Here is a 24,398-nt window from a genome sequence, read left to right as displayed (position 1 = left end):
CATGACCCACATTCCCGATCCCGCGCAGCCCGGCCCCGGCCTGCAGCCCCAGCCGCAGCCCGGCAAACCCGTGGCGCCGCAGCCCGGACCGGGGCGCTTTGCGCTCAGCCCGCTGAACCAGCGCCGCTGGCGCAATTTCAAGCGCAACCGCCGCGCCTTCTGGTCGCTGTGGATCTTCGTGCTGCTTTTCGGGCTGTCGCTCTTTGCGGAATTCCTCGCCAATGACAAACCCATCCTCGTCAGCTACCGGGGCGAGCTGCGGATGCCGATCTTCAGCTTCTACCCCGAAACCGCCTATGGCGGCGATTTCCGCACCGAAGCCGCCTATCGCGACCCCGAGGTGCGCTGCCTGATCGCCACCGGCGGGCTGGAGACCTGTTTCGACGATCCCGACGGGCTGATCGAGACCGTGGAAGCGGGCGGCACGCCCGAGGGCGATTTTTCCAAGGGCTGGATGATCTGGCCGCCCATCCCCTACAGCTACACCACGCCGGTGGACCGGCCCGGTGCCGCCCCCCTGCCCCCCAGCGCGCAGAACTGGCTGGGCACCGACGACACCAAACGCGACGTGCTGGCACGGGTGATCTATGGCTTCCGGCTGTCGATCTTCTTCACGCTGGTGGTCACGCTGCTGTCTTCGGTGATCGGGGTGATCGCGGGGGCGCTGCAGGGCTTTTTCGGCGGCTGGCTGGATCTGATCTTCCAGCGCGTCATCGAGATCTGGAGCTCGACCCCGCAGCTTTACGTCATCATCATCCTCTTCGCGATCCTTGGCCGGGGCTTCTGGCTGCTGGTGGGGCTGATGGTGCTGTTCGGCTGGGTGGCGCTGGTGGGCGTGGTGCGGGCGGAATTCCTGCGCGCGCGCAATCTGGAATATGTCCGCGCCGCCCGGGCCCTGGGGGTGGGCAACATGACCATCATGTTCCGCCACATGCTGCCCAATGCCATGGTGGCCACGCTGACCATGCTGCCCTTCATCGTCACCGGCACGATTTCCACGCTGGCGGCGCTGGACTTCCTCGGCTTCGGCCTGCCCTCCTCTTCGCCCTCGCTGGGGGAGCTGACGCTGCAGGCCAAGCAGAACCTGCAGGCGCCATGGCTGGCCTTCACCGCCTTCACCGTGTTTGCCCTGATGCTGTCGCTGCTGGTCTTCATCTTTGAAGGGGTGCGCGACGCTTTCGACCCAAGAAAGACCTTTTCATGACGCCGCTTCTTACGGTCCGCGACCTGAAAGTCAGCTTCCGGCAGGACGGTGCGCTGACGCAGGCGGTCAAGGGCGTCAGCTTCACCCTGCACCGGGGCGAGACGCTGGCGCTGGTCGGAGAATCGGGATCGGGAAAATCGGTCACGGCGCTGTCCACCGTGTCGCTGCTGGGGGATGCGGCGCAGGTCGAAGGCTCGGTCGACTATGACGGGCAGGAGATGATCGGCGCCGATCTGGCGCGGCTGCGCAAGGTGCGCGGCAATGACATCAGTTTCATCTTTCAGGAGCCGATGACTTCGCTCAACCCGCTGCACACGCTGGAAAAGCAGATCGGCGAAAGCCTTGCGCTGCATCAGGGCCTGACCGGCGACGCGGCGCGGGCGCGCATCCTTGACCTGCTGACGCGGGTGGGCATCCGCGATCCCGAAAGCCGTCTTTCCGCCTATCCGCACCAGCTGTCCGGCGGGCAGCGGCAGCGGGTGATGATCGCCATGGCGCTGGCCAACGGGCCGGATCTGCTGATCGCGGACGAACCCACCACCGCGCTGGACGTGACCATCCAAGCGCAGATCCTCGACCTGCTCGCCGATCTGAAACAGGCCGAAGCCATGAGCCTGCTGTTCATCACCCATGACCTGACCATCGTGCGCAAGATCGCCGACCGGGTCTGCGTGATGAAGAATGGCGAGATCGTGGAACAGGGCCCCACCGCCGAGATTTTTGCCAACCCGCAGCATCCCTACACCCAGATGCTGCTGTCGGCGGAAAGCACCGGCCAGCCCGACCCCGTGGATCCGGACGCCGAAGAAGTGGCGCGGGCCGATCACCTCAAGGTCTGGTTTCCGATCCAGAAGGGGTTTCTGAAAAAGACGGTCGGCCATGTGCAGGCGGTGAACGACGCCTCCTTCGCGGTGCGGGCGGGTGAAACCGTGGGCATCGTCGGCGAAAGCGGCTCTGGCAAGACCACGCTGGCGCTGGCGGTGATGCGGCTCATCACCTCCGAAGGCGGCATCACCTTTCGCGGGCAGGACGTGCGGCGCTGGTCCACGCGGGATCTGCGGCGGCTGCGGTCCGAAATGCAGATCGTGTTTCAGGATCCGTTCGGCAGCCTGAGCCCGCGCATGACCTGCGAACAGATCATCGCCGAAGGGCTGGGCGTCCACGGATCCCCCGATGGCAAGCCGCACCGGCAGGCGGTGGAAGAGGTGATGACGGAGGTGGGGCTCGATCCTGCCACCATGCACCGCTACCCGCATGAATTTTCCGGCGGCCAGCGCCAGCGCATCGCCATCGCGCGGGCCATGGTGCTGCGGCCGCGGCTGGTGGTGCTGGACGAGCCGACCTCCGCGCTCGACATGACGGTGCAGGTGCAGATCGTCGATCTGCTGCGCGATCTGCAGCGGAAATACGATCTGGCCTATCTGTTCATCAGCCATGACCTGAAGGTGATCCGCGCCATGAGCCACAAGGTCATCGTGATGAAACAGGGCGATGTGGTGGAAATGGGCACGGCGGAGCAGATTTTTGCCGACCCGCAGAACGATTACACCCGCCGCCTGTTCGCGGCGGCCTTCGATCTGGCGGTCTGATCCGGCGGGTCCGGCGCGGCGTCAGATCGCCGCGCTGTGCCCCGCCTTGGACAGATCATAGGCATCGAAGCTGCGCGCGACGATGCGCGCCAGCGGTCGCGCCTCCTGCGGCAGATACAGCCCCGCCTCTGTCACCTGCGGCAGCCCCTCGAAAGCGCGGGACGTGTCCTCCAGCAGGCGGGCCAGCGCATCGGGGGTGATGGCGAAATCGCGCAGGATCTCTGCGGCATCGATGCGGAAATCGCACATGATCATTTCGATCATCCGCCCGCGCAGCCGGTCTTCGGGCGTGAAGACATGGCCGCGCGCCGTGGAAAACCGCCCCTCGCGGATGGCGGCGGTATGGGTCGAGGTGGCGGGGGCGTTCTGCGCATAGCCCTGCGGAAAGCGCGAGATCGACGAGGCGCCAAGCCCGATCAGCACATCGGAGGTGTCATCGGTATAGCCTTGGAAATTCCGCCGCAGCCGCCCCAGCTTCTGCGCCACCGCCAGCCCGTCATGGGCATGGGCGAAATGGTCGATGCCGATCTCGGCATAGCCGTCCCACAGGAACAGCCGCCGCGCGGTCTCGAACAGATCCAGCCGTTCGGCGGGGGTGGGCAGCGCGTCAGAGGGAATCATCTGCTGCCGCTTGGCCATCCACGGCACATGCGCATAGCCATAAAGCGCCACCCGGTCCGGCCCCAGCGACAGCAGCTTCTGCACCGTGTCGGTGATCCGCGCGCGGGACTGGTGCGGCAGGCCATACAGGATGTCGGCATTGAGGCTGGACACGCCGCGGTCGCGGATCATGTCCACCGCCGCACGGGTGATGTCATAGCTCTGGTCGCGGCCGATCGTGTGCTGGATCTGCGGGTCGAAATCCTGCACCCCCACCGAGGCGCGGTTCATACCCCCTTCTGCCAGCACGTCCAGCCGCGCGGCGTCGATCTCGTTGGGGTCGATTTCCACCGAAAACTCCGCGCCTTCGGCAAATTCCGCCAGCTCGCGGATCCGCGCGATCAGCCGCCGCATCAGGTCGGGCGACAGCAGCGTCGGCGTGCCCCCGCCCCAGTGCAGCCGCGACAGCTTTACCCCGCGCGGCAGGTGGCGGGCCAGCAGGTCAAGCTCTGCCAGCAGCGTGTCCACGTAGCTTTCCACCGGACCCAGCGTGGCGGTGCCCTGCGTGCGGCAGGCGCAGAACCAGCAGAGCCTGCGACAGAAAGGCACGTGCAGGTAGAGCGAAACCGTGCCATTCACGGGCACCGCTTCGATCCACGAGACAAAATCACCCGGTCTCACGGCATCGGAGAAATGCGGCGCCGTGGGATAGCTTGTGTAACGGGGCACCTTCGCGTCGAAAAGACCAAGGCGCGAGAGTTGTTTTCGTGTCATCATGCAGATACGCTTAAGGCAGGTATCGGATGCCGGGCCTTGACCCAGATCAACACGGTGCAGTTGTCATGCTGAATGAACGGAGCCTCGCGATCACGCAGGACTGCGAATCCTGCCCGATCCGACATCGCGCCGTGTGTGCACGCTGCGAGTCCGATGAACTGCTGCGGCTGGAAGAGATCAAGTATTACCGCAAGTTCGAAGCGGGCCAGACGGTGATCTGGTCCGGCGACCGCATGGATTTTGTGGGCTCGGTCGTCTCTGGCATCGCGACACTGACCCAGACCATGGAGGACGGGCGCACGCAGATGGTGGGCCTGCTGCTGCCTTCTGATTTTGTCGGGCGCCCCGGACGGTCCAGCGCCGCCTATGATGTGGTGGCCACCACAGATCTGGTGATGTGCTGTTTCCGCAAGGCGCCGTTCGAAGACATGATGAAACGCACGCCCCATATCGCGCAGCGTCTGCTGGAGATGACGCTGGACGAACTGGACGCGGCGCGCGAATGGATGCTGGTGCTGGGCCGCAAGACGGCGCGGGAAAAGATCGCCTCGCTGCTGTCGATCATCGCGCGGCGTGATTCGTCGGTGAACATGCGGCAGGTGACCGACCAGCTGACCTTTGATCTGCCGCTGACGCGCGAAGCGATGGCGGATTATCTGGGCCTGACGCTGGAAACCGTCAGCCGCCAGATCTCGGCGCTGCGCAAGGACGGGGTGATCGTGCTGGACGGCAAGCGCCATGTCACCGTGCCCGACATGGGCCGCCTGCTGGAAGAAGCGGGCGACGACGCCGACGGCGGCCTGTTCGACTGACCCCGGCGCGGCAGGGCGCGGCCCCCGCAGGGACCGCGCGGGCGATCAGGATTCGTAGACCGGCTCGAACCCGCCCCACATCATGCGCATGCCGTCAAACGGCATGTTGCGCATTTCGGCCCAGCGCGGATCGGTCTCGGTCGAGGCCCAGCAGCGGTCGGCGGTTTCCTTGTCGGGCCAGATCATCCAGCTGAACACGATGGCCTCGCCGTCCTTGCGCTTTACCGCCATGGGAAAGGACGTGACCTTGCCCTCCGGCACGTCGACCTCCCAGCATTCGTGAAGCGAGATCGCGCCATATTCCTTGAAGATCGCCCATGCCGCGCGGGCCATATCCACATAGGCCTGCTTGTTTTCCTGCGGCACGGGGGTCAGAAACCCGGAAACGTAGCTCATGACAGCAGCTCCTCTCTCTGCATCGGCAACCCGGTGTTGCTTGGCGGCAGGATAGGCGCAAGATTAAGTTGATATCAACGTGAATATGCCCATGGACCCCGAACTTCCGCTTGCCACCACGCTTGAGGTGCGCGACCGCTGCCTGTGCTTTCGGGCCCAGCGCGCCGCAAGGGCGCTGGGGCGGCGCTTTGACGCCGCGCTGAAACCGGTGGGGCTGACCAATGGGCAGTTTTCGCTTCTGATGTCGCTGAACCGGCCCGACCCGCCGCGCATTTCCGATCTGGCGCCGTTTCTGGCCATGGACCGCACCACGCTGACCGCCGCGCTGAAGGTGCTGGAACGGCGCGGGCTGGTGCTGCAGGGGACCGACAGCGGCGACCGCCGCAGCCGCCGCCTGCGGCTGAGCGACGACGGCAGGGCGCTGCTGAAGCAGGCGGTGCCGATCTGGCGGCGCACCCATGCCGAAATCGACGCGGCGCTGGACGGGCTTGATCTGGACCGGCTCCTGCGCGGTCTGGACGCGCTTGGCGAAATCTGAGGGGCCCAGACACAAGAGGGCGGCGCATCCCGCGCCGCCCTCCCGCCGGTCAGCCGGCCCCGTTTCCTCCCAGAACGCTCAGTGGGCCAGAAAGACCGGAACCGCAGCCTGTTCCAGCATGTGGCGGGTGGCCCCGCCCAGAATCGCCTCGCGGAAACGCGAATGGCCATAGGCGCCCATCACGATCATCTGCGCGTCCACGTCCCGCGCGTGCCGGTTCAGCACGTCCGACACGCGCGGCATGGTCTTTGACAGCACGTCGATTTCGGCGGCGACCCCGTGACGCGACAGGTATTGCGACAGCATCCCGCCCGGATCGGAGCGGTTGGCGCCATGCTGCGGCGGGTCGATCACCACCACATGCACCTGATCGGCGGCTTGCAGCAGCGGCAGCGCGGCCCGCACCGCGCGCAGCGCCTCGCTGCTTTCGTTCCATGCCACCACCACACGGGCGGGGCGGGCCACCGGTGTCGCACCATCTGGCACCACCAGCACCGGGGTCTGGCCGTCGAACAGCGCGCCCTCGACCACCGGCTCCAGCTCCACGCCGCGGCCTTCGCCATAGGGCTGCGGCAGCACCACCACATCGGCGAAGCGCGCGCGGCCCGCCACATGGCGCCCGATATCCACCAGCTGCGCCACGCCTTCTTCCACCGACCAGCGGGCGCTGGTGCGCTCCAGCGCGGTGCGGGCGGCAGCGGTCAGGCGCGAGGCGTCGGCGGTGGCGCGGTCCAGCGTTTCCTGCAGGATCATCGCATTGGCGCCTGCGTAGTAATAGCCGGTCTGGGTGCGGTCCACGCCGAAGCACAGCACCTCCAGATGCGCGTCCCAGTCAGAGGCGAGCGCTGCGGCATGGTCGATGGTGGACGGAACCAGCCCCTCGTCCGTCACAACGGTCAGAACGGTCTTGTAAGCCATGGGTGTCTCCTTGGTGGCGCCCGGTGCCCGGACCAGCGGCTGCCGGATCCGGGCTTTGGGCGACGTGTGATGATCAGACCATGCGCGGCACGACGCAGGCAAGCCTTGATGCAGATCAAGGAGCGCCACGCCCGAACCGTGGAAAAGCAGCTCAGTCTAGAACCGCTCGCGCGGCGACCGAATCGTGCGAGTCAGACGAAGGGACGAACAATGCTCAATTATATCAAGCTTCTGCTGCTTGGTGTGGTGGCGGTCTTCGCGCTGATCGCCGCCAATTACGCCCGCGACGTGGCCTATATGGTGCACGCGCTCATCATCTTTCTTGTGGCCTCGGGGCTTTTCCTCTGGACGCTGCGCAACACTGACGAACCGGTTCCCGCGCGGATACTGGAAACCTCCTATATGGATGACGTCATCCGGGCCGGGGTCATCGCCACCGCCTTCTGGGGCGTGGTGGGCTTCGCCGCGGGCACCTTCATCGCCGCGCAGCTGGCCTTTCCGGTGCTGAATTTCGACTGGGCGCAGGGCTACATGAACTTTGGCCGCCTGCGCCCGCTGCACACCTCGGCGGTGATCTTTGCCTTTGGCGGCAACGCGCTGATCTGCACCAGCTTTTATGTGGTGCAGCGCACCTCTGCCGCGCGGCTCTGGGGCGGCAACCTCGCATGGTGGGTGTTCTGGGGCTACCAGCTTGTCATCGTCCTTGCCGCCACCGGCTATCTGCTGGGCGCCACGCAGTCCAAGGAATATGCCGAACCCGAATGGCTGACCGACTGGCTGCTGACCGTGGTCTGGGTCGCCTATTTCGCCGTCTTCGTCGGCACGCTCGTGAAGCGCCGCGAGCCGCATATCTATGTGGCCAACTGGTTCTATCTTGCCTTCATCATCACCGTCGCCCTGCTGCACATCTTCAACAACCTCAGCATTCCGGTGTCGATCTGGGGATCGAAATCGGTGCAGGTCTTCTCCGGCGTGCAGGATGCCATGACGCAGTGGTGGTATGGCCACAACGCCGTGGGCTTCTTCCTGACCGCGGGCTTTCTGGGGATGATGTATTATTTCGTGCCCAAACAGGCCGAACGCCCGGTCTTCAGCTACAAGCTGTCCATCGTGCACTTCTGGGCACTGATCTTCATCTACATCTGGGCCGGTCCGCACCACCTGCATTACACCGCCCTGCCCGACTGGGCCTCGACCCTTGGCATGGTGTTCTCGATCATCCTGTGGATGCCCAGCTGGGGCGGCATGATCAACGGCCTGATGACGCTGTCGGGCGCATGGGACAAGCTGCGCACCGATCCGATCATGCGGATGCTGGTCATCTCCATCGGCTTTTACGGCATGTCGACCTTCGAAGGCCCGATGATGTCCATCCGCGCGGTGAACTCGCTGTCGCATTACACCGACTGGACCATCGGCCATGTGCATTCCGGCGCCTTGGGCTGGAACGGCATGATCACCTTTGGCGCGCTCTATTTCCTGACGCCGAAGCTGTGGAACCGCGAACGGCTCTATTCGCTGGGCCTTGTCAGCTGGCACTTCTGGCTCGCGACCATCGGCATCGTGCTCTACGCGGCCTCAATGTGGGTCACCGGCATCATGGAAGGCCTGATGTGGCGCGAGGTTGACGCCAACGGCTTCCTCGTCTGGAGCTTCGCCGACACCGTCTCTGCCAAGTTCCCCATGTATGTGGTCCGCGCTCTTGGCGGTGGCCTCTATATCGCTGGCGCAATCATCATGTGCTACAACCTGTGGATGACCGTGACGCGGGCCCCGGCTGTCGAAGCCAAGTCCCCCACGGCCAATGCCACGCCGGCCGAATAAGGAGGGCCGACCATGGGTATTCTCGACAAACACGGTGTCCTTGAAAAGAACGTCACCCTGCTGGCCACCTTCGCCTTTCTGGTGGTGACCGTGGGCGGCCTCGTGCAGATCGTGCCGCTGTTCTATCTGGAAAACACCATCGAGGATGTAGAGGGCATGCGCCCCTACACTCCGCTGGAACTGGCCGGGCGCGACATCTACCTGCGCGAAGGCTGCTATGTCTGCCACAGCCAGATGATCCGTCCGATGCGCGACGAGGTGGAACGCTACGGCCATTACAGCCTTGCGGCGGAATCGCAGTATGACCACCCGTTCCAGTGGGGATCGAAACGCACCGGGCCGGATCTGGCCCGGGTGGGCGGGCGCTATTCCGACGAATGGCATGTGGACCACCTGACCGATCCGCAATCGGTGGTGCCGGAATCGGTGATGCCGAAATACGGCTTCCTGTCGGCCCGCCTGATCGAGGGCGATCATATTCAGGATCTGCTGGCGACGCACCGCGTGGTCGGCGTGCCCTACACGCAGGAGATGATCGACAGCGCCGCCAGCGACTTTGCCGTGCAGGCCGATCCCAACAAGGATTACGACGGCCTGCTGGAGCGCTATGGCGAAAAGGTCAGCGTGCGCAATTTCGACGGGGCGCCGGGCATCACCGAAATGGATGCCCTGATCGCCTATCTGCAGATGCTGGGCACGCTGGTCGATTTTTCGACCTTCACGCCCGATGCCAGCCGCTGAGGAGACAGACATGGACACCTATTCCATCCTTCGGCATTTCGCGGACAGCTGGGGCCTGCTGGCGATGTTCGTCTTCTTTGTGGGCGTGATCCTCTGGGCCTTCCGCCCGGGCAGCCACAAGACCTACAGCGACGTGGCCGCAATCCCGTTCCGTTACGAAAACGCCCCGGCTGCCGCAGATCGCGGCACCACGCCACCCGCCGAGCAATGAGGAGGCGAGGATCATGAGCGACCCCAAGAAAAACGACGATTCTGACTACGAAACCACCGGCCATTCCTGGGACGGGATCAAGGAATACAACAAGCCGCTGCCAAGGTGGTGGGTGACGGTGTTCTACATCACCATCATCTGGGGCATCGGCTACAGCATCGCCTACCCCGCATGGCCGGGGATCCGCACCGCCACCGCTGGCGTGATGGGCTGGTCGACCCGCGCCAATGTCGCGGCAGAGATCGAGGCGCAGGAAGCCGCCCTTGCCCCGATCAATGACCGGCTGGCCTCGGTCGAGCTGAGCCAGATCGCCACCGATCCGGATCTGAACGGCTTTGCCCAGAACGCGGGCGGCGCCGTGTTCCGCACATGGTGCGCGCAGTGCCACGGCTCTGGCGCGGCGGGGGCCAAGGGCTATCCCAACCTGCTGGACGATGACTGGCTCTGGGGCGGCACGATGGAGGACATTCACACCACCATCACCCATGGCATCCGCAACACCGATGATCCCGACGCGCGCTATTCCGAAATGCCCGCCTTTGGCCGCGACGGCCTGCTGGAGCGGGACCAGATCGGACAGGTGGTGAATTACGTGCTCGATCTGGCGGGTGAGACGCCGCAGGATCCTTCGCAGGTCAGCGCGGGCGCCACGGTCTTTGCCGACAACTGCGCCGCCTGCCATGGCGAGGACGGCACCGGCGACCGCATGCAGGGTGCGCCCAACCTCACCGATGCCATCTGGCTTTACGGCGGCGATTACGCATCGCTGCACGAGACGGTGACCAATGCCCGGTTCGGGGTGATGCCCAACTGGAACACCCGCCTGTCGGAGGCCGAGATTCGCGCCGTGGCCAGCTATGTCCACGGGCTCGGCGGCGGCGAGATGTCCGAATAAGAGATACCTTCGGGCCGGAAGGTTCGAAGGTCTGACGCCGGTGCCCCACCTGTTCGCGCGTTTCCGGGGCACCGGCGTCTCTTTGTCTTCAGTGACGTGCCTGACACTTCCAACGAGGGATAGCTGTCAGTATGGCCCACGGCCGGGTGCCTTCAAGCCCGGTCTGCAAATATTTCCGGGAATTTACCTTCCGCGAGCGCCGCGGCGAGACGCCCCCAAGGCCCGCGACCTGCGGCGAGACGCCGCAAAGCTGAATAGCAGAGTCAGATTTGATGCAGGTCAAGGCCGCGCGCGGCCTGCGGCGCGACAAGTGCCCGGACAGGCAGTTCAGAACCGGAGAGTCTCCCGTGGCCGACACCAATCAAGGCGCCCCCTCGCTCTATGCGGCGCGCGAGCCGATCTTTCCCCGGCGCGTCAGCGGGAAATTCCGCAATCTCAAATGGATCCTGATGCTGGTCCTTCTGGGAATCTACTACATCACCCCGTGGATTCGCTGGGACCGGGGCCCCGCCCTGCCCGATCAGGCGGTGCTGGTCGATCTGGCCCACCGGCGGTTCTTCTTCTTCATGATCGAGATCTGGCCGCATGAATTCTACTTCGTCGCGGGCCTGCTGATCATGGCGGGGCTCGGGCTGTTCCTGTTCACCTCGGCGCTGGGGCGGGTCTGGTGCGGCTATGCCTGCCCGCAGACCGTCTGGACCGACCTTTTCATCCTTGTCGAACGCTGGATCGAAGGCGACCGCAACGCCCGGCTGCGCCTGCACCGGCAGAAACGCTGGGATCTGACCAAGCTGCGGCTGCGGCTGACCAAATGGCTGGCATGGCTGCTGATCGCCTTGGCCACCGGCGGCGCATGGGTGTTCTATTTCACCGATGCCCCCACGCTGCTGTCCGGCCTAGCCACCGGCACGGCGCATCCGGTCGCCTACACCACCATCGCGCTGCTGACCGCCACCACCTTTGTCTTCGGCGGCTTCGCCCGCGAACAGATCTGCATCTATGCCTGCCCGTGGCCCCGCATTCAGGCCGCGATGATGGACGAGGACACGCTGACCGTCGGCTATCGCGACTGGCGCGGCGAACCGCGCGGCAAGCACCGCAAGGCCGAAGGCGCCGGACAGCTGGGCGACTGCATCGACTGCCATGCCTGCGTCAATGTCTGCCCCATGGGGATCGACATCCGCGATGGCCAGCAGCTGGCCTGCATCACCTGCGCGCTCTGCATCGATGCCTGCGATGACGTGATGGACCGCGTCGGCAAGCCGCGCGGCCTGATCGACTATCTGGCCCTGTCGGACGAGGCGTCCGAACGCAGCGGCAAGCCCCCCCGCCCGATCTGGAAACACGTCTTCCGCCCGCGCGTGCTGGTCTATACCGCGCTCTGGGCGCTGGTCGGCGTGGGGCTGCTGGTGGCGCTGCTGCTGCGCCCGGAAATCGAGATGACCGTGGCGCCGGTGCGCAATCCCACCTTCGTGGTGCTGTCGGACGGATCGGTCCGCAACACCTATGACGTGCGCCTGCTCAACAAGCATGGCGAGGACCGGCCCTTCCGGCTGAGCCTTGTGGAGGGCGGCACGCTTGCCCTGACGCTGGAGGGCGAGCCCGCCACCACGGTGACGGTGACCGCCAACCAGACCCATCTGCAGCGCGTCTATGTCACCGCCCCGCAGGGCACAGCTCAGGCGCAGGCGGAACGCACCGCCGTGACCCTGCGGGTCGAGGACATGTCGAGCGGCGACATCGCCACCGAAGCCACGGTATTCAACGGACGGGACAACTGATGACACATCCCCGCAAACTCACCGGCTGGCATGTGCTGGCCATCTTCACCGCCGCCTTCGGCACCATCATCGCGGTGAACCTGACGCTGGCATGGAACGCCATCACCACCTTCCCCGGGCTGGAGGTGCCCAATTCCTACATCGCCAGCCAGACCTTCGATGCCCGCCGCGCCGCACAGACGGCGCTTGGCTGGACCGCCCATGCCGAGGCGGGCGATGGCCGGGTGATCCTGCGCCTGACCGACGCCACGGGCGCCCCGCTCCACCCCGCTGACCTGCGCGTGACCATTGGCCGGTCCACCAGCGTCCGCGACGACAGCGAACCCGCCTTCCTCTTCGACGGGCGGCAGTTCGTGGCCGATCTCAGCCTTGCCCCCGGCCACTGGAATTTCTGGGTCAAGGCCACCGCCCCCGATGGCACGCCGTTCGAACAGCGGCTGGAAACCTTTGTCAGGAACTGACCGATGACCGCCGCGCTGCATCCGCAGATCTCCGCCTGCCCCGCCTGCATGGCCGCCCCCGCCGCCGAGGCGCTGGCCACACCCCCCGCCCCCAAAGAGTCGCATGTGGTGCTGTCCCTGCCCACCATCCACTGCGCCGCCTGCATGGCGGGCGTCGAATCCGCGCTGCGCCAGCATCCCGGCGTGCGCGCCGCCCGCGTCAACCTCACCCGCAGGCGCGTCGCGATCGAGGCAGAGCCCGGCCTGACCGCCGCCGACCTGATCCCGGTGGTGGAGACGGCGGGCTATGAGGCGCATGAGCTTGACAGCACCGCGCTGTCGGCCCGCGCCAGCGACCGCGCCGGGCGTGACCTGCTGATGCGGCTCGCCGTCGCGGGCTTTGCCGCGATGAATGTCATGCTGCTGTCCATCGCGGTCTGGTCCGGCGCCGAAGGCCCGACGCGGGATCTGTTCCACTGGATTTCCGCCGCCATCGTGCTGCCCACCGTGGCCTTTTCCGCCCAGCCCTTCTTCCGCAACGCGGTCTCGGCGCTGCGGGCCGGGCGGCTGAACATGGATGTGCCGATCTCGCTGGCCATCCTGCTCGCCATCGTGACCTCGCTCTGGGAAACCTCGCTTTCGGGCGAACATGCCTATTTCGATGCCGCCGTGGCGCTGACCTTCTTCCTGCTCACCGGGCGCTATCTGGATCACCGCACCCGCGCCATCGCCCGCTCCGCCGCCGAAGAACTGACAGCACTGGAGGTGCCCCGCGCCACCCGCCTGACCGAGACGGGCGAGGAACAGGTGGCGACCATGGATCTGCGCATCGGTGATCTGGTGCTGGTCCGCCCCGGTGGCCGCATCCCCGTGGACGGAGAGATCACCCGCGGCCAGTCCGAGCTTGACCGCGCCCTGCTCACCGGCGAGACCCTGCCCGCCTATGCCGGGCCCGGCACGCGGGTCAGCGCGGGCGAGGTCAACCTGACCGGCCCGCTGACCCTGCGCGCCACCGCCGTGGGCCGCGATACCTCGCTCGCGCGCATGGCCGATCTGGTGGCGGTGGCGGAATCGGGGCGGGCCCGCTACACGCCGCTCGCCGACAAGGCGGCCAAGCTTTACGCCCCCGGCGTGCATATCCTGTCGGCGCTGGCCTTTCTGGGCTGGCTGCTCTGGACCGGTGATGTCCGGCTTGCGCTCAACATCGCGGCCGCCGTGCTCATCATCACCTGCCCCTGCGCGCTGGGGCTGGCCGTGCCCGCCGTGACCACCGCCGCCTCGGGGCGGCTCTTCCGGCAGGGGCTGCTGATCAAGGATGCCACCGCGCTCGAACGTCTGGCCGAGGTGGACACCGTGGTCTTCGACAAGACCGGCACGCTGACCACCGGCATGCCGGAGCCCACCAACACCGCCACCTTCTCCCGCCCGGAACTGGAGGTGGCGCTGGCGCTGGCGCAGGGCTCGGCGCATCCGCTGTCGCGCGCCCTGACTGCGACGCTGCGCGCGGATGGGATCACCCCCGCCACGGTCACCGAAATTGCCGAACGGCCGGGCCATGGCACGACAGGCCGCTGGCAGGGCCAGACCGTCCGGCTGGGCCGCTCCAGCTGGACCGGCGGCACCCCGCTCGCCCAGACCGCCACTTGGCTTAAGCTGGGGGAGGCGCCCTCCCGCGCCTTCACCTTCACCGACAGCCTGCGCGAAGGCGCTGCCGAAACCGTGACCACCCTGATTGCCAGCGGGCATCGGGTGATCCTGCTCTCGGGCGACAGCGCGCCCGCGGTGGACAGCATGGCGCGGCGGTTGGGGATCACCGACTGGCAGGCCGACTGCCTGCCGCAGGACAAGGCCGCCCGCATCCAGATCCTGCGCGAACAGGGGGCAAAGGTGCTGATGGTGGGCGACGGGCTCAACGACACTGCGGCACTGGCAGGCGCGCATGTGTCGATCTCGCCCGCCTCGGCGCTGGATGCGGCCCGCGTCGCCTCGGACATCGTGCTGCTGGGCCGCTCGCTGGCACCGCTGCCGCAGGCGCTTGCCACCGCGCGCACGGCCACGCGGCGCATCCGCCAGAACTTTGCCATCGCCACATGGTATAACGTGATCGCGGTGCCGCTTGCCGCCGCCGGGCTCTGCTCGCCGCTGATCGCGGCGCTGGCCATGTCCCTCTCCTCCATCACCGTGTCGCTCAACGCGCTCAGGCTCAGGTAATCCGATGAACGTGCTCGCCTTCCTGATTCCGATCTCGCTGCTGCTGGGCGGGCTTGGCCTCGTGTTCTTCATCTTCACCGTCAGATCGCGGCAATATGACGATCCCGATGGCGACGCGCAACGCATCCTGTCCGGCCAGTATGACAAGGCCCCGCCGCCGGATTGACAGCCCGGCCCGCCGCTTCATCTTGCCCCTGAACTCCGGGGGTGAATGCGGCAAAGCCGCAGAGGGGGCAGCGCCCCCTCTCTTGCCTCTCAGCCGCGCACGCGCTCGATCAGCGCGCCCGCCGGGCCGCCCGTGCCCAGATCGGTATAGGCGCGCAGCTCGGTCCGGGTCAGCCGCCCGTCGCCATTGGCGTCAAAGCTCATGATCGCCTCCCGCGCCGCAGGGCCAAAGGCCGCGCGGATCTCGGTGGGCTCCAGCACGTTGCTGCGGTTCACATCCATCACCGAAAACAGCTTCACCGGGCCGGTGACCCCGGCGGGCAGCGCGTCTTCATAGACCGTAAAACTGTCGGCAAGGGCCGGGCCCGCACAAAGCAGCAGGCCGCACAGGGGCAGGATTTTCATTCTCTCTCTCCGGTCAGGGCAGCATCAGGCTCAACCCGCGCCAGTCTATCAGGTTCCCGCGCCGGGATGCAGCATCATCTCCGCCGCCTTTTCGGCGATCATGATCGTCGGCGCGTTGGTGTTGCCCGACGGGATGCGCGGCATGACGCTGGCATCCACCACGCGCAGGCCGTCAACGCCACGCAGCCGCAGCGCCCCGTCCAGAGGGGCTGCCGCATCGGTGCCCATGCGCAGCGTGCCCACCGGGTGAAATATCGTGGTGCCCACCCGGCCCGCCGCCTGATGCAGCTCTGCCTCGGTCTGGAACTCCAGCCCCGGCGCCATCTCCTCGGGTCGGTAGCGCGCCATGGCGGGCTGACCCATGATCCGCCGCACCTGCCGGATCGCATCCGCCGCCACCCGCAGATCCCCCGGCGTCGACAGGTAATTGGGCGCGATCACCGGGGCCGCCCGCGGATCCGCCGAGGCCAGCCGCACCTCGCCCCGGCTTTCCGGGCGCAGATTGCAGACGCTGGCGGTCAGCGCGGGCCAGCGATGCAGCGGCGAGCCGAAGGCATCCAGCGACAGCGGCTGCACATGATATTCCAGATCCGGCGTCTCCAGCCCCTCGCGCGAGCGCGAGAAGGCCCCCAGCTGCGACGGCGCCATCGACATCGGCCCCCGGCGGCGCAACACATAATCCAGCCCGATCAGGCCCTTGCCCCAAAGCGAATTGGCCAGCGTGTTGAGCGTGCGCGCCCCCGTCAGCCGCCACGCGCAGCGCAGCTGCAGATGGTCCTGCAGGTTCTGGCCCACACCCGGCATGTCCTCAACCACCGCGATGCCCTGCGCGCGCAGATGCTCGGCAGGCCCGATGCCCGACAGCATCAGCAGATGCGGCGACTTGATCGCCCCCGCCGACAGGATCACCTCCGCCTCTGCCCGCACCTGATGGGTGACGCCGTCCTGCAGGTATTCCACGCCGACCACGCGCCGCCCCTCCAGCAGCAGGCGGGTGGCTTCGGCGTTCACCTCCACCTTGAGCCGGTCGCTGCGGGTGCTGCGGGTGCTGCGCAGGAACGCCTTGGCGGTGTTCAGCCGCCAGCCGTTGCGCTGGTTCACCCGGAAATAGCCGACGCCCTCGTTGTCGCCGGTGTTGAAATCGCGGGTCTTGGGCAGACCCTCCTGATGGGCGGCCTCGCGCCAGTCGTCCAGAACCTGCCAGCGCAGGCGCTGGTTCTCCACCCGCCACTCGCCGCCCGCGCCGTGAAACTCGCTCTCGCCCTCGACAAAATCCTCGGACCGGCGGAACAGCGGCAGCACGTCCTCCCAGCCCCAGCCGGTCAGGCCCATCTGCCGCCAGCCGTCATAATCCGCCGCCTGCCCGCGCAGATAGAGCATGCCGTTGATCGACGAACAGCCGCCCAGCACCTTGCCGCGCGGATAGAGCAGCGACCGCCCGCCCAGACCCGGCTCTGGCGCGGTGCGGAAACACCAGTCGGTGCGCGGGTTGTTGATGCAGTAAAGATAGCCCATGGGGATATGGATCCACGGATAGCTGTCGCGCCCGCCCGCCTCCAGCAGCAGCACCCGGCGCCCGCCTTCGGCCAGCCGCTTGGCCAGCACGCAGCCCGCGCTGCCCGCGCCGACGATGATGTGATCCCAGCTCATGTCCCCTCCTCCCGTGATGCGCTCAGACCGGCAGCGCCGTGGTCTTGAACACCGTGCGCAGCGCAAAGCTTGACTGCATCTGCGCCACGCCCGGCAGCCGGGTCAGATGCTGCCGGTGGATGCGGGCAAAATCCTCGGTATCCTCGGCCACCACCTTGAGGATGTAATCCGCCGTGCCCGCCATCAGGTGACATTCCAGCACGTCCGGCACCCGCGACACCGCCTTTTCAAAGGCGTCCAGCACCTCGTCCGCCTGCGCGCTCAGCGTGATTTCCACAAAGACCGTGGTGGGCAGGTTCAGCTTGCGCGCATCCAGCAGCGCGACATAATCGCGGATATAGCCTTCGCTTTCCAGCCGCTGCACCCGGCGGTGGCAGGCCGAGGCCGACAGGTTCACCTTGTCCGAAAGTTCGGCATTGGACATGCGCCCGCTCCGTTGCAGCGCGCGCAGGATGCGCAGGTCGGTTTCATCCAGCGTCATGACAGCTTCTTTCGTTCAAGGGACGGTCCATCGAAGATCCTTCGAGGAACCTCGCGCCCTACGCAGCAAATCCGCAAGGAAATTGCAAGCCACGCGGCGCATCCTGACAGGCACAACAGCCCCACGGGAGGAGAAACACCATGAAGATCGGATGTCCGGCAGAAATCAAGCCGCAGGAATACCGCGTCGGCCTGACGCCCCATGCCGCGCGCGAGGTGGTGGCCCATGGCCATCAGGTCATCGTGCAGGCGGGCGCCGGGCTTGGCGCGGGATTCACAGATGAAGATTACACCGCCGCAGGCGCGCAGATCGCCGACAGCGCCGCGCAGATCTGGGCCGAGGCCGAACTGATCGTCAAGGTCAAGGAGCCGCAGGCGCCAGAGCGCGCGCAGCTGTCCGAAGGCCAGCTGCTGTTCACCTATCTGCACCTTGCCCCCGATCCCGACCAGACCCGCGACCTGCTCGCCTCCGGCGCCACCTGCATCGCCTATGAGACGGTGACCGATGCCCGGGGCGGGCTGCCGCTGCTGGCGCCCATGTCCGAGGTGGCGGGGCGGCTTGCGCCGCAGATGGGCGCTTGGGCGCTGCAGAAGGCCAATGGCGGACGCGGCGTGCTGATGGGCGGCGTGCCCGGCGTCGGGCCTGCGCAGGTCGTGGTGCTGGGCGGCGGCGTGGTCGGCACCCATGCGGCGCGCATCGCCGCCGGAATGGGCGCGGATGTGACCGTGCTCGACCGGTCGCTGCCCCGGCTGCGGCAGCTTGACGAGGCCTTCGGCAGCCTGTTCAAGACCCGCTATTCCACCGAAGGCAGCACCGCAGAGCTGGTGTCGGGCGCGGATATGGTGATTGGCGCGGTGCTGATCCCCGGCGCCGCCGCCCCCAAGCTGGTGACCCGCGACGGGCTGCGCGACATGAAGCCGGGCGCGGTTCTGGTTGATGTGGCCATCGATCAGGGCGGCTGTTTCGAGACCTCGCGCGCCACCACCCATGACGATCCGGTCTATACCGTCGACGGCATCCAGCATTACTGCGTGGCCAACATGCCGGGCGCCGTGCCGCGCAGTTCGACCCTCGCACTGGGCAATGCCACCCTGCCCTTCCTGCTGGCCCTGGCCGACAAGGGCTGGCGCACCGCCTGCGCCGAGGATCCGCATCTGCGCGCGGGGCTGAACGTGCATGCGGGCCAGCTGACCAATGCCGCCGTGGCCGCGGCCCTGTCCCTGCCCGCGATCACGCCCGAGGAGGCGCTGGCCTGAGGCCGCCAAGGCCCCGCGGCGACGCGGGGCCACCCCCCGTCACGGCGTCTTCGGACGGCGCAGATGCGAAGGGCTGCGGCCATAAAGCCGCAGGAAGGCGGCGTTGAAGCTGCGGACGCTGCCGAACCCGGACTGAAAGGCGATGTCGGTCAGCGGCAGATCGGTGGCATCCAGCAGGCGCTTGGCCCGCCCGATGCGCAGCGTCAGGGCGGTCTGGACCGGCGACGCCCCGACATGCCGCAGGAACAGCCGCGACAGATGGCGGCTGCCGATCCCGAGCCGCAGCGCCAGCGCCTCGACCGACCCGCGGTCCAGCGCCCCCTCCTCGATCATCTTCAGCGCCCGCTCCACGGTGCTGCGCGTGCCCTTCCATGCCGGGCAGAACGGCGCGGTTTCCGGGCGGCAGCGCAGGCAGGGCCGATAGCCCGCGCGCTCGGCGGCGGCGGCGCTGGGAAAATAGCTGACATTCCGGGTCAGCGGCGGCTTTACCGGACAGACCGGACGGCAGTAGATGCCGGTGGTCCGGACGGCGGTGAAGAACACCCCGTCATAGGTCGGATCGCGCCGCAGCCGGGCCTCGTTGCAGGTGTCGAAATCAAGCATGGGTGCAGATTACGCCCGCCCCGCCGCGCTGACGAGCCATGCCGGAGGATGAGGTCCGAAAACGGCCAGACCACAGGCGGCAGAGCGGGTAAGCCCTGCGCAACGACACGGACGGGGACAGACAGGATGCGGATGGGACTACGGGACTGGGGGCTGCTGCTGCTGCTGTCCTTTCTCTGGGGGGGCGCGTTCTTTTTCGCCGCCGTTGCGGTGACGGAACTGCCGCCCCTGACGGTGGTGCTGGCCCGGACCGGGCTTGCGGCACTGGCGCTGGTGGGGGTGCTGCGGCTTGGCGGCGAGCGCTGGCCGTTCCGGGGCCGGACCATCCCCATCTTTCTAATCATGGGGCTGCTGAACAACCTCCTGCCCTTCAGCCTGCTGTTCTGGGCACAGACGGTGATTCCCAGCGGTCTTGCCTCGATCCTGAACGCGACCACGCCGATTTTTGCCATTCTCGCCGCGCATCTGCTGCTGGCCGACGAACGGATGGCCACGAACAAGGCGGCGGGCATCGGCTTCGGCTTTGCCGGGGTCGTGGTGCTGATGGGCGGCGGGCTGCTGGAGGGCACGGGCTTTGCACTGGCCGGGATGCTGGCCTGCCTTGGGGCGGCGCTGTCCTACGGGCTTGCCGCCACCTATGGCCGCAGGTTCCGGACCATGGGGCTGAGTGCGGCGCAGGTGGCGCTTGGCCAGCTTGTCGCGACAACGCTGATGATGGCCCCGGTGGCGGCGCTGGTCGACCGGCCATGGACCCTGCCCGCCCCCAGCCTTGCCGTGGTGCTGGCGGTGGCGGCGCTGGCCTTCGTGTCCACCGCGCTGGCTTATGTGATCTTCTTCCGGCTCTTGGCCTCGGCGGGGGCGGTCAACACGGCCCTTGTCACCCTGCTGATCCCGGCCAGCGCCATCCTGCTGGGGGCGCTGTTCTTGGGCGAAACCCTCGCCGGGCGGCACTATGCCGGGCTGGCGCTGATCGGTGCGGGGCTTCTGGCCATCGACGGGCGGCTTCTGGCCCGGCTCCGGCGGTAGCGCGCCAGACAGGCCAACGCCCCCGCAGCCGCTGCGGGGGCGTCAGATCTTGCCGGAAACCGGGGTCAGCCGCGGCCAATATAGGGCATGGCGCTGGCCATCACGGTGACGAACTGCACATTCGCCTCCAGCGGCAGCGAGGCCATGTGCATGACGGTGCTGGCCACGTGATCCGCGTCCATCACCGGCTCCACCGCGATGGAGCCATCGGCCTGCGGCACGCCTTGGGTCATCTTCACCGCCATGTCGGTCAGGGCGTTGCCGATGTCGATCTGGCCGCAGGCGATGTTGAAGGCGCGCCCGTCCAGCGACAGCGACCGGGTCAGGCCGGTGACCGCGTGTTTCGACGTGGTATAGGGCGCCGAGCCCCAGCGCGGCACCTGCGCGGAGACCGAGCCGTTGTTGATGATGCGGCCGCCCTGCGGATCCTGACGGCGCATCGCGCCAAACGCGGCGCGGGCACACAGGAACATGCCGGTGATGTTGATGGAACAGAGGTTCAGCCAGTCCTCCGCCGGCACCTCGTCGATCATGCCCGCCTTGACGTTGACGCCGGCATTGTTGAAGAGCGCGTCAATCCGGCCCCATGCCTGCACCGCCTGATCGAAGCCCGCCTCGACCGCTGCCGGATCGGAAACGTCGAAGGGCAGGATCAGCGCATTGTCATGGCCCTCTGCGGTCTCGGCCAGCGGCGCCTCGCGGCGGCCCACCAGACCGACCTTCCAGCCCTCGGCCAGAAACCGGCGGGCGGTCAGACGACCGATGCCGCTGCCCGCACCCGTGATAATGATGGTTTTCATTCAATCCTCCCAAAGGGTTGCGGGCTGGACAAGCCAGCCCGCATCACGTTCAGTGGTTGTCGCGCGGCAGCACGCGGGCGACTTTCTGATAGGCGGTCGCCAGTTCCAGACAGCCGCCATCCGACAGCTGGCCCACATGCTTGCGATAGATCTCCTGCCACGGCGTCTGGTTGACGATCTCGGGCGGGGTCCATGCGTCCTTGCGGGCCTGCCATTCGGCATCGTCCACCAGCGCGTTCATGGTGCTGGCGTTCAGATCCAGCCGCACGGTGTCGCCGGTTTTCAGATAGGCGAGACCACCGCCCACCACCGCCTCGGGCGAGGCGTTGAGGATCGACGGGCTTTCCGAAGTGCCCGACTGCCGCCCGTCGCCCACGGTGGGCATGTGGTTGATGCCCTGACGGATCAGCGCATCTGGCGGCTGCATGTTCACCACCTCGGCAGAGCCGGGATAGCCCACGCAGCCGACATTGCGGATGAACAGGATGCAGTGCTCGTCGATCTCCAGCGACGGGTCGTTGATCCGGTCGTGGTAATCCTCCGGCCCCTCGAAGACGATGGCGCGGGCTTCAAGGACGCCCTCCTGCCCCGGCTGCGACAGGAAGCGTTCCTGAAAGTCCTTGGAGATCACGCTGGTCTTCATCAGCGCGGAGTCGAACAGGTTGCCCGACAGCACCTTGAACCCGGAATTGAGCCGCATCGGCGCATCATAGGTCTTGATGACATCGGTGTCTTCGCTGTCCAGACCCCGGATGTTGTCGCCCATGGTCTTGCCGGTGGCGGTCATCGCCCCCTCATGGATGCGGCCCGCCTTGCGCAGCTCTTCCATCACCGCAGGCACGCCGCCCGCCCGATAGAAGGATTCGCCCAGATATTCGCCCGCAGGCTGCATGTTGACCAGCAGCGGCACGTCAAAGCCCACCGTCTCCCAGTCCTTCACGTTCAGCTCGACCCCGGCATGGCGCGCCACGGCCTGAAGATGCGGCGGGGCGTTGGTGGAGCCGCCGATGGCCGCGTTGACCACGATGGCGTTTTCGAACGCCTCGCGGGTCAGGATGTCGGAGGGTTTCAGATCCTCCAGCACCATGTCCACGATGCGCTTGCCGGTGTGATAGGCCATCGACATCCGCTCGCGGAACGGCGCCGGAATGGCGGAGTTGCCGGTCAGCGACATGCCAAGCGCCTCGGCCATGGCGTTCATCGTGGACGCGGTGCCCATGGTGTTGCAATGGCCCAGCGACGGCGCCGAGGAACAGACCCGGCTCATGAATTCTTCGTAGTCGATCTTGCCTTCGGACAGCAGGCGGCGCGATTCCCACACGATGGTGCCGGATCCGGCGCGCTTGCCCTTCCACCAGCCGTCCAGCATCGGACCGCCGTTCAGCGCGATGGCGGGAATGTCCACCGTGGCGGCCCCCATCAGCATGGCAGGCGTGGTCTTGTCGCAGCCGGTGGTCAGCACGACCCCGTCGATCGGATAGCCGTGCAGCACCTCGACAAGGCTCAGATAGGCAAGGTTGCGGTCCAGCGCTGCGGTGGGGCGCTTGCCGGTTTCCTGAATCGGGTGCACCGGGAATTCCATGGGAATCCCGCCCGCCTCGCGGATGCCCGCCTTGATCCGGTCCATGAGAAAGACGTGGATCTTGTTGCAGGGCGCGATGTCGGAGCCGGTATTGGCGATGCCGATGATCGGCTTTCCCCCCTGCAGTTCGTCGCGGGTGTATTCCTGATTCTGGTAGCGCTCGACATAGAGCGCGGTCATCCCCGGATTGTTGGGGTTGTCGAACCACTCCTGAGAGCGGAACCGCTTGTTGGCGCGTGTATCGGACACGATTGGCTTCCTCTGGCTAGGTCTCCTCCGCGCGCCCCTCCCGGCGCGCTCGTTCTTGCAGCAGCTTCCCAATTTGGTATACCAAATGCAAGAGCATTCGTGGGAGGGAGGCCAGCGCATGCAGGACCGCCAAAGACACAGGGCGTGCAACGCCCTGATCCAGAACAGTTTTGCCATTGAAAATACCACTCGCGACCGAAAGCGCCCCGCATGAGGCGGGCCGCGTTCTGGCAGGGCTATCGCGACTGCGCGCCCTTCATCGCGGTGGTCGTGCCATTTTCCATGCTGTTCGGCGTGGTGGCGCGCGATGCCGGGCTCGACATCCTGCAGGTCATGGCCATGTCGGTGCTGGTCATCGCGGGCGCGTCGCAGTTCACCGCGCTCGCCCTGCTGCAGGAACAGGCGCCGGTCTTCGTGGCGCTGGCCGCAGCGCTGGCGGTGAACCTGCGCATGGCGCTTTATTCCGCCGCACTGGTGCCGCATGTGGGCCACGCGCCCTTGGGAACGCGCGCGCTCATGGCCTATCTCATGGTGGATCAGGCCTATGCCGTGGCGGTCAAGACCTATGAGGACCAGCCGCGCATGAGCCGCGACGACAAGGTCGCGTATTATTTCGGCGTCATGGCGCTGATCTGCCCGTTCTGGTACGGCTGCACCCTGCTGGGCGCGGTGATCGGCGAGGCGATTCCGCCGCAACTGTCGCTCGATTTTGCCGCCCCCGTCTGCTTCATCGCCATCACGGCACCGCTGCTGCGCTCGCTGCCGCATATCCTTGCCGCCGCCGTCTCGGTGCTCTGCGCCATCCTCTTTGCGGGCTTTCCCTCGGGGCTGGGCCTGATCGCCGCCGCCATCGTGGCCATGCTGGTCGGCGCACAGGCCGAACTGGCGCTGCGCCGCCGCAATCTCCGGAGCGCCCCATGATCGACACCACCACCTTCTGGACCCTGACCGCCCTGCTGGGCATCGGCACCTTTCTGGTGCGGTTTTCCTTTCTGGGCTTTCTGGGCGGGCGGCAGCTGCCGGACTGGTTCGTGCTGCACCTGAAATATGTGGGCGTGGGGGTTCTGCCCGCCATGGTCACGCCGCTGGTGCTCTGGCCCGCCGCCACCGGGGGCGAAACCGACCCCGCCCGGATCATCGCGGCCCTCGCCACCTTCTTCGTCGCCTTCCGGCTGTCGGTGGCGGGTGCGCTGGTGGCGGGAATGGGCACGCTTTACCTGATGCAGTCGCTGTTCTGAGGAGAA

General features: G+C 66.7%; 25 protein-coding genes. 16 read left to right on the top strand and 9 right to left on the bottom strand.

Annotated elements, in window-relative coordinates; all coding sequences use genetic code 11:
- The first annotated feature begins 1 nt into the window (after position 1).
- Entirely contained in the window at positions 2-1,204 is a 1,203-nt protein-coding gene (locus VK682_RS13830; RefSeq protein ID WP_230795169.1) for an ABC transporter permease, read from the top strand.
- Complete coding sequence (locus VK682_RS13825) at positions 1,201-2,793, top strand: ABC transporter ATP-binding protein (RefSeq protein WP_089846869.1); 1,593 nt, start codon at positions 1,201-1,203, stop codon at positions 2,791-2,793. Before VK682_RS13830 ends, VK682_RS13825 begins: the two co-directional genes overlap by 4 nt.
- Before the next feature lie 21 nt (positions 2,794-2,814).
- Here VK682_RS13825 and hemN read toward each other — a convergent pair whose 3' ends face one another.
- On the bottom strand, positions 2,815-4,170 hold the full coding sequence (gene hemN / locus VK682_RS13820) for an oxygen-independent coproporphyrinogen III oxidase (protein WP_230795171.1): 1,356 nt from the start codon (positions 4,168-4,170) through the stop codon (positions 2,815-2,817).
- A 65-nt stretch (positions 4,171-4,235) separates the two neighbouring features.
- Between hemN and fnrL the strand changes: the two genes are divergently transcribed.
- Positions 4,236-4,982: a transcriptional regulator FnrL gene (gene fnrL / locus VK682_RS13815; protein ID WP_089846865.1), complete on the top strand. Its 747-nt coding sequence runs from the start codon at positions 4,236-4,238 to the stop codon at positions 4,980-4,982.
- 45 nt (positions 4,983-5,027) lie between these two features.
- Here fnrL and VK682_RS13810 read toward each other — a convergent pair whose 3' ends face one another.
- Positions 5,028-5,378, bottom strand: coding sequence for a DUF1428 domain-containing protein (locus tag VK682_RS13810; RefSeq protein ID WP_230795172.1), 351 nt, complete (start codon positions 5,376-5,378; stop codon positions 5,028-5,030).
- 91 nt (positions 5,379-5,469) lie between these two features.
- Here VK682_RS13810 and VK682_RS13805 point away from each other — a divergent pair, with 91 nt between their 5' ends.
- A complete protein-coding gene (locus VK682_RS13805; protein ID WP_230795173.1) occupies positions 5,470-5,916 on the top strand; it encodes a MarR family winged helix-turn-helix transcriptional regulator in 447 nt (148 codons plus the stop codon).
- A gap of 78 nt (positions 5,917-5,994) precedes the next feature.
- Here VK682_RS13805 and VK682_RS13800 read toward each other — a convergent pair whose 3' ends face one another.
- Entirely contained in the window at positions 5,995-6,834 is an 840-nt protein-coding gene (locus VK682_RS13800; RefSeq protein ID WP_089846859.1) for a universal stress protein, read from the bottom strand.
- 210 nt (positions 6,835-7,044) lie between these two features.
- Here VK682_RS13800 and ccoN point away from each other — a divergent pair, with 210 nt between their 5' ends.
- The 8 genes from ccoN to ccoS all read left to right on the top strand — a co-directional run bounded on the left by ccoN (position 7,045) and on the right by ccoS (position 15,103).
- The gene (ccoN, locus tag VK682_RS13795) at positions 7,045-8,658 is read left to right on the top strand and encodes a cytochrome-c oxidase, cbb3-type subunit I (RefSeq protein ID WP_089846857.1); all 1,614 of its coding nucleotides are present in this window, start codon (positions 7,045-7,047) and stop codon (positions 8,656-8,658) included.
- A 12-nt stretch (positions 8,659-8,670) separates the two neighbouring features.
- Positions 8,671-9,399, top strand: a complete 729-nt coding sequence (ccoO, locus tag VK682_RS13790; RefSeq protein WP_089846855.1) for a cytochrome-c oxidase, cbb3-type subunit II — start codon at positions 8,671-8,673, stop codon at positions 9,397-9,399.
- Between the two features lie 10 nt (positions 9,400-9,409).
- The gene (locus tag VK682_RS13785; RefSeq protein WP_089846853.1) at positions 9,410-9,610 is read left to right on the top strand and encodes a cbb3-type cytochrome c oxidase subunit 3; all 201 of its coding nucleotides are present in this window, start codon (positions 9,410-9,412) and stop codon (positions 9,608-9,610) included.
- Positions 9,611-9,623: 13 nt separating this feature from the next.
- A complete protein-coding gene (gene ccoP / locus VK682_RS13780) occupies positions 9,624-10,505 on the top strand; it encodes a cytochrome-c oxidase, cbb3-type subunit III (protein ID WP_230795174.1) in 882 nt (293 codons plus the stop codon).
- A gap of 347 nt (positions 10,506-10,852) precedes the next feature.
- Positions 10,853-12,286: a cytochrome c oxidase accessory protein CcoG gene (ccoG, locus tag VK682_RS13775; protein WP_230795175.1), complete on the top strand. Its 1,434-nt coding sequence runs from the start codon at positions 10,853-10,855 to the stop codon at positions 12,284-12,286.
- On the top strand, positions 12,286-12,747 hold the full coding sequence (locus VK682_RS13770) for a FixH family protein (protein WP_324782068.1): 462 nt from the start codon (positions 12,286-12,288) through the stop codon (positions 12,745-12,747). The genes ccoG and VK682_RS13770 overlap by 1 nt, the downstream gene beginning before the upstream one ends.
- A 3-nt stretch (positions 12,748-12,750) precedes the next feature.
- Entirely contained in the window at positions 12,751-14,937 is a 2,187-nt protein-coding gene (locus VK682_RS13765; protein ID WP_324782067.1) for a heavy metal translocating P-type ATPase, read from the top strand.
- A gap of 4 nt (positions 14,938-14,941) precedes the next feature.
- Positions 14,942-15,103, top strand: coding sequence for a cbb3-type cytochrome oxidase assembly protein CcoS (gene ccoS / locus VK682_RS13760; protein WP_089846844.1), 162 nt, complete (start codon positions 14,942-14,944; stop codon positions 15,101-15,103).
- Positions 15,104-15,192: 89 nt separating this feature from the next.
- Here ccoS and VK682_RS13755 read toward each other — a convergent pair whose 3' ends face one another.
- The 3 genes from VK682_RS13755 to VK682_RS13745 are packed head-to-tail and all read right to left on the bottom strand — an operon-like array spanning position 15,193 to position 17,638.
- A complete protein-coding gene (locus tag VK682_RS13755; RefSeq protein WP_230795178.1) occupies positions 15,193-15,507 on the bottom strand; it encodes an EF-hand domain-containing protein in 315 nt (104 codons plus the stop codon).
- Between the two features lie 48 nt (positions 15,508-15,555).
- Positions 15,556-17,157 (bottom strand): GMC family oxidoreductase, encoded by a 1,602-nt coding sequence (locus tag VK682_RS13750; RefSeq protein WP_324782066.1) that lies wholly within the window; start codon positions 17,155-17,157, stop codon positions 15,556-15,558.
- A 22-nt stretch (positions 17,158-17,179) separates the two neighbouring features.
- Positions 17,180-17,638, bottom strand: a complete 459-nt coding sequence (locus VK682_RS13745) for an Lrp/AsnC family transcriptional regulator (RefSeq protein ID WP_089846838.1) — start codon at positions 17,636-17,638, stop codon at positions 17,180-17,182.
- A 140-nt stretch (positions 17,639-17,778) separates the two neighbouring features.
- Between VK682_RS13745 and ald the strand changes: the two genes are divergently transcribed.
- Positions 17,779-18,894 carry an alanine dehydrogenase gene (ald, locus tag VK682_RS13740; protein ID WP_230795180.1) on the top strand — a complete coding sequence of 372 codons (1,116 nt, stop codon included), beginning with the start codon at positions 17,779-17,781 and terminating at the stop codon, positions 18,892-18,894.
- Positions 18,895-18,933: 39 nt separating this feature from the next.
- Here ald and VK682_RS13735 read toward each other — a convergent pair whose 3' ends face one another.
- A complete protein-coding gene (locus VK682_RS13735; RefSeq protein WP_230795181.1) occupies positions 18,934-19,497 on the bottom strand; it encodes a bifunctional transcriptional activator/DNA repair enzyme AdaA in 564 nt (187 codons plus the stop codon).
- 132 nt (positions 19,498-19,629) lie between these two features.
- Between VK682_RS13735 and VK682_RS13730 the strand changes: the two genes are divergently transcribed.
- On the top strand, positions 19,630-20,523 hold the full coding sequence (locus tag VK682_RS13730) for a DMT family transporter (RefSeq protein WP_324782065.1): 894 nt from the start codon (positions 19,630-19,632) through the stop codon (positions 20,521-20,523).
- A gap of 65 nt (positions 20,524-20,588) precedes the next feature.
- Here the strand turns inward: VK682_RS13730 and VK682_RS13725 are convergent, their stop codons facing one another.
- Together VK682_RS13725 and VK682_RS13720 are read right to left on the bottom strand one after the other, a co-directional pair.
- Positions 20,589-21,323 (bottom strand): SDR family oxidoreductase, encoded by a 735-nt coding sequence (locus VK682_RS13725; protein WP_324782064.1) that lies wholly within the window; start codon positions 21,321-21,323, stop codon positions 20,589-20,591.
- A gap of 49 nt (positions 21,324-21,372) precedes the next feature.
- A complete protein-coding gene (locus tag VK682_RS13720) occupies positions 21,373-23,154 on the bottom strand; it encodes an IlvD/Edd family dehydratase (RefSeq protein WP_230795184.1) in 1,782 nt (593 codons plus the stop codon).
- Positions 23,155-23,364: 210 nt separating this feature from the next.
- Here VK682_RS13720 and VK682_RS13715 point away from each other — a divergent pair, with 210 nt between their 5' ends.
- Both VK682_RS13715 and VK682_RS13710 read left to right on the top strand, forming a co-directional pair.
- On the top strand, positions 23,365-24,075 hold the full coding sequence (locus tag VK682_RS13715) for an AzlC family ABC transporter permease (protein WP_089846826.1): 711 nt from the start codon (positions 23,365-23,367) through the stop codon (positions 24,073-24,075).
- Positions 24,072-24,392 carry a branched-chain amino acid transport AzlD family protein gene (locus VK682_RS13710; RefSeq protein WP_324782063.1) on the top strand — a complete coding sequence of 107 codons (321 nt, stop codon included), beginning with the start codon at positions 24,072-24,074 and terminating at the stop codon, positions 24,390-24,392. Before VK682_RS13715 ends, VK682_RS13710 begins: the two co-directional genes overlap by 4 nt.
- Positions 24,393-24,398: the final 6 nt, after the last annotated feature.

The organism is Salipiger marinus (genome assembly GCF_035481585.1).
GTDB classification, from domain to species: Bacteria; Pseudomonadota; Alphaproteobacteria; order Rhodobacterales; family Rhodobacteraceae; genus Salipiger; species Salipiger marinus.
Note: the sequence above shows the minus strand (reverse complement) of the source record. Positions and strands in the feature narration are given on the sequence as shown.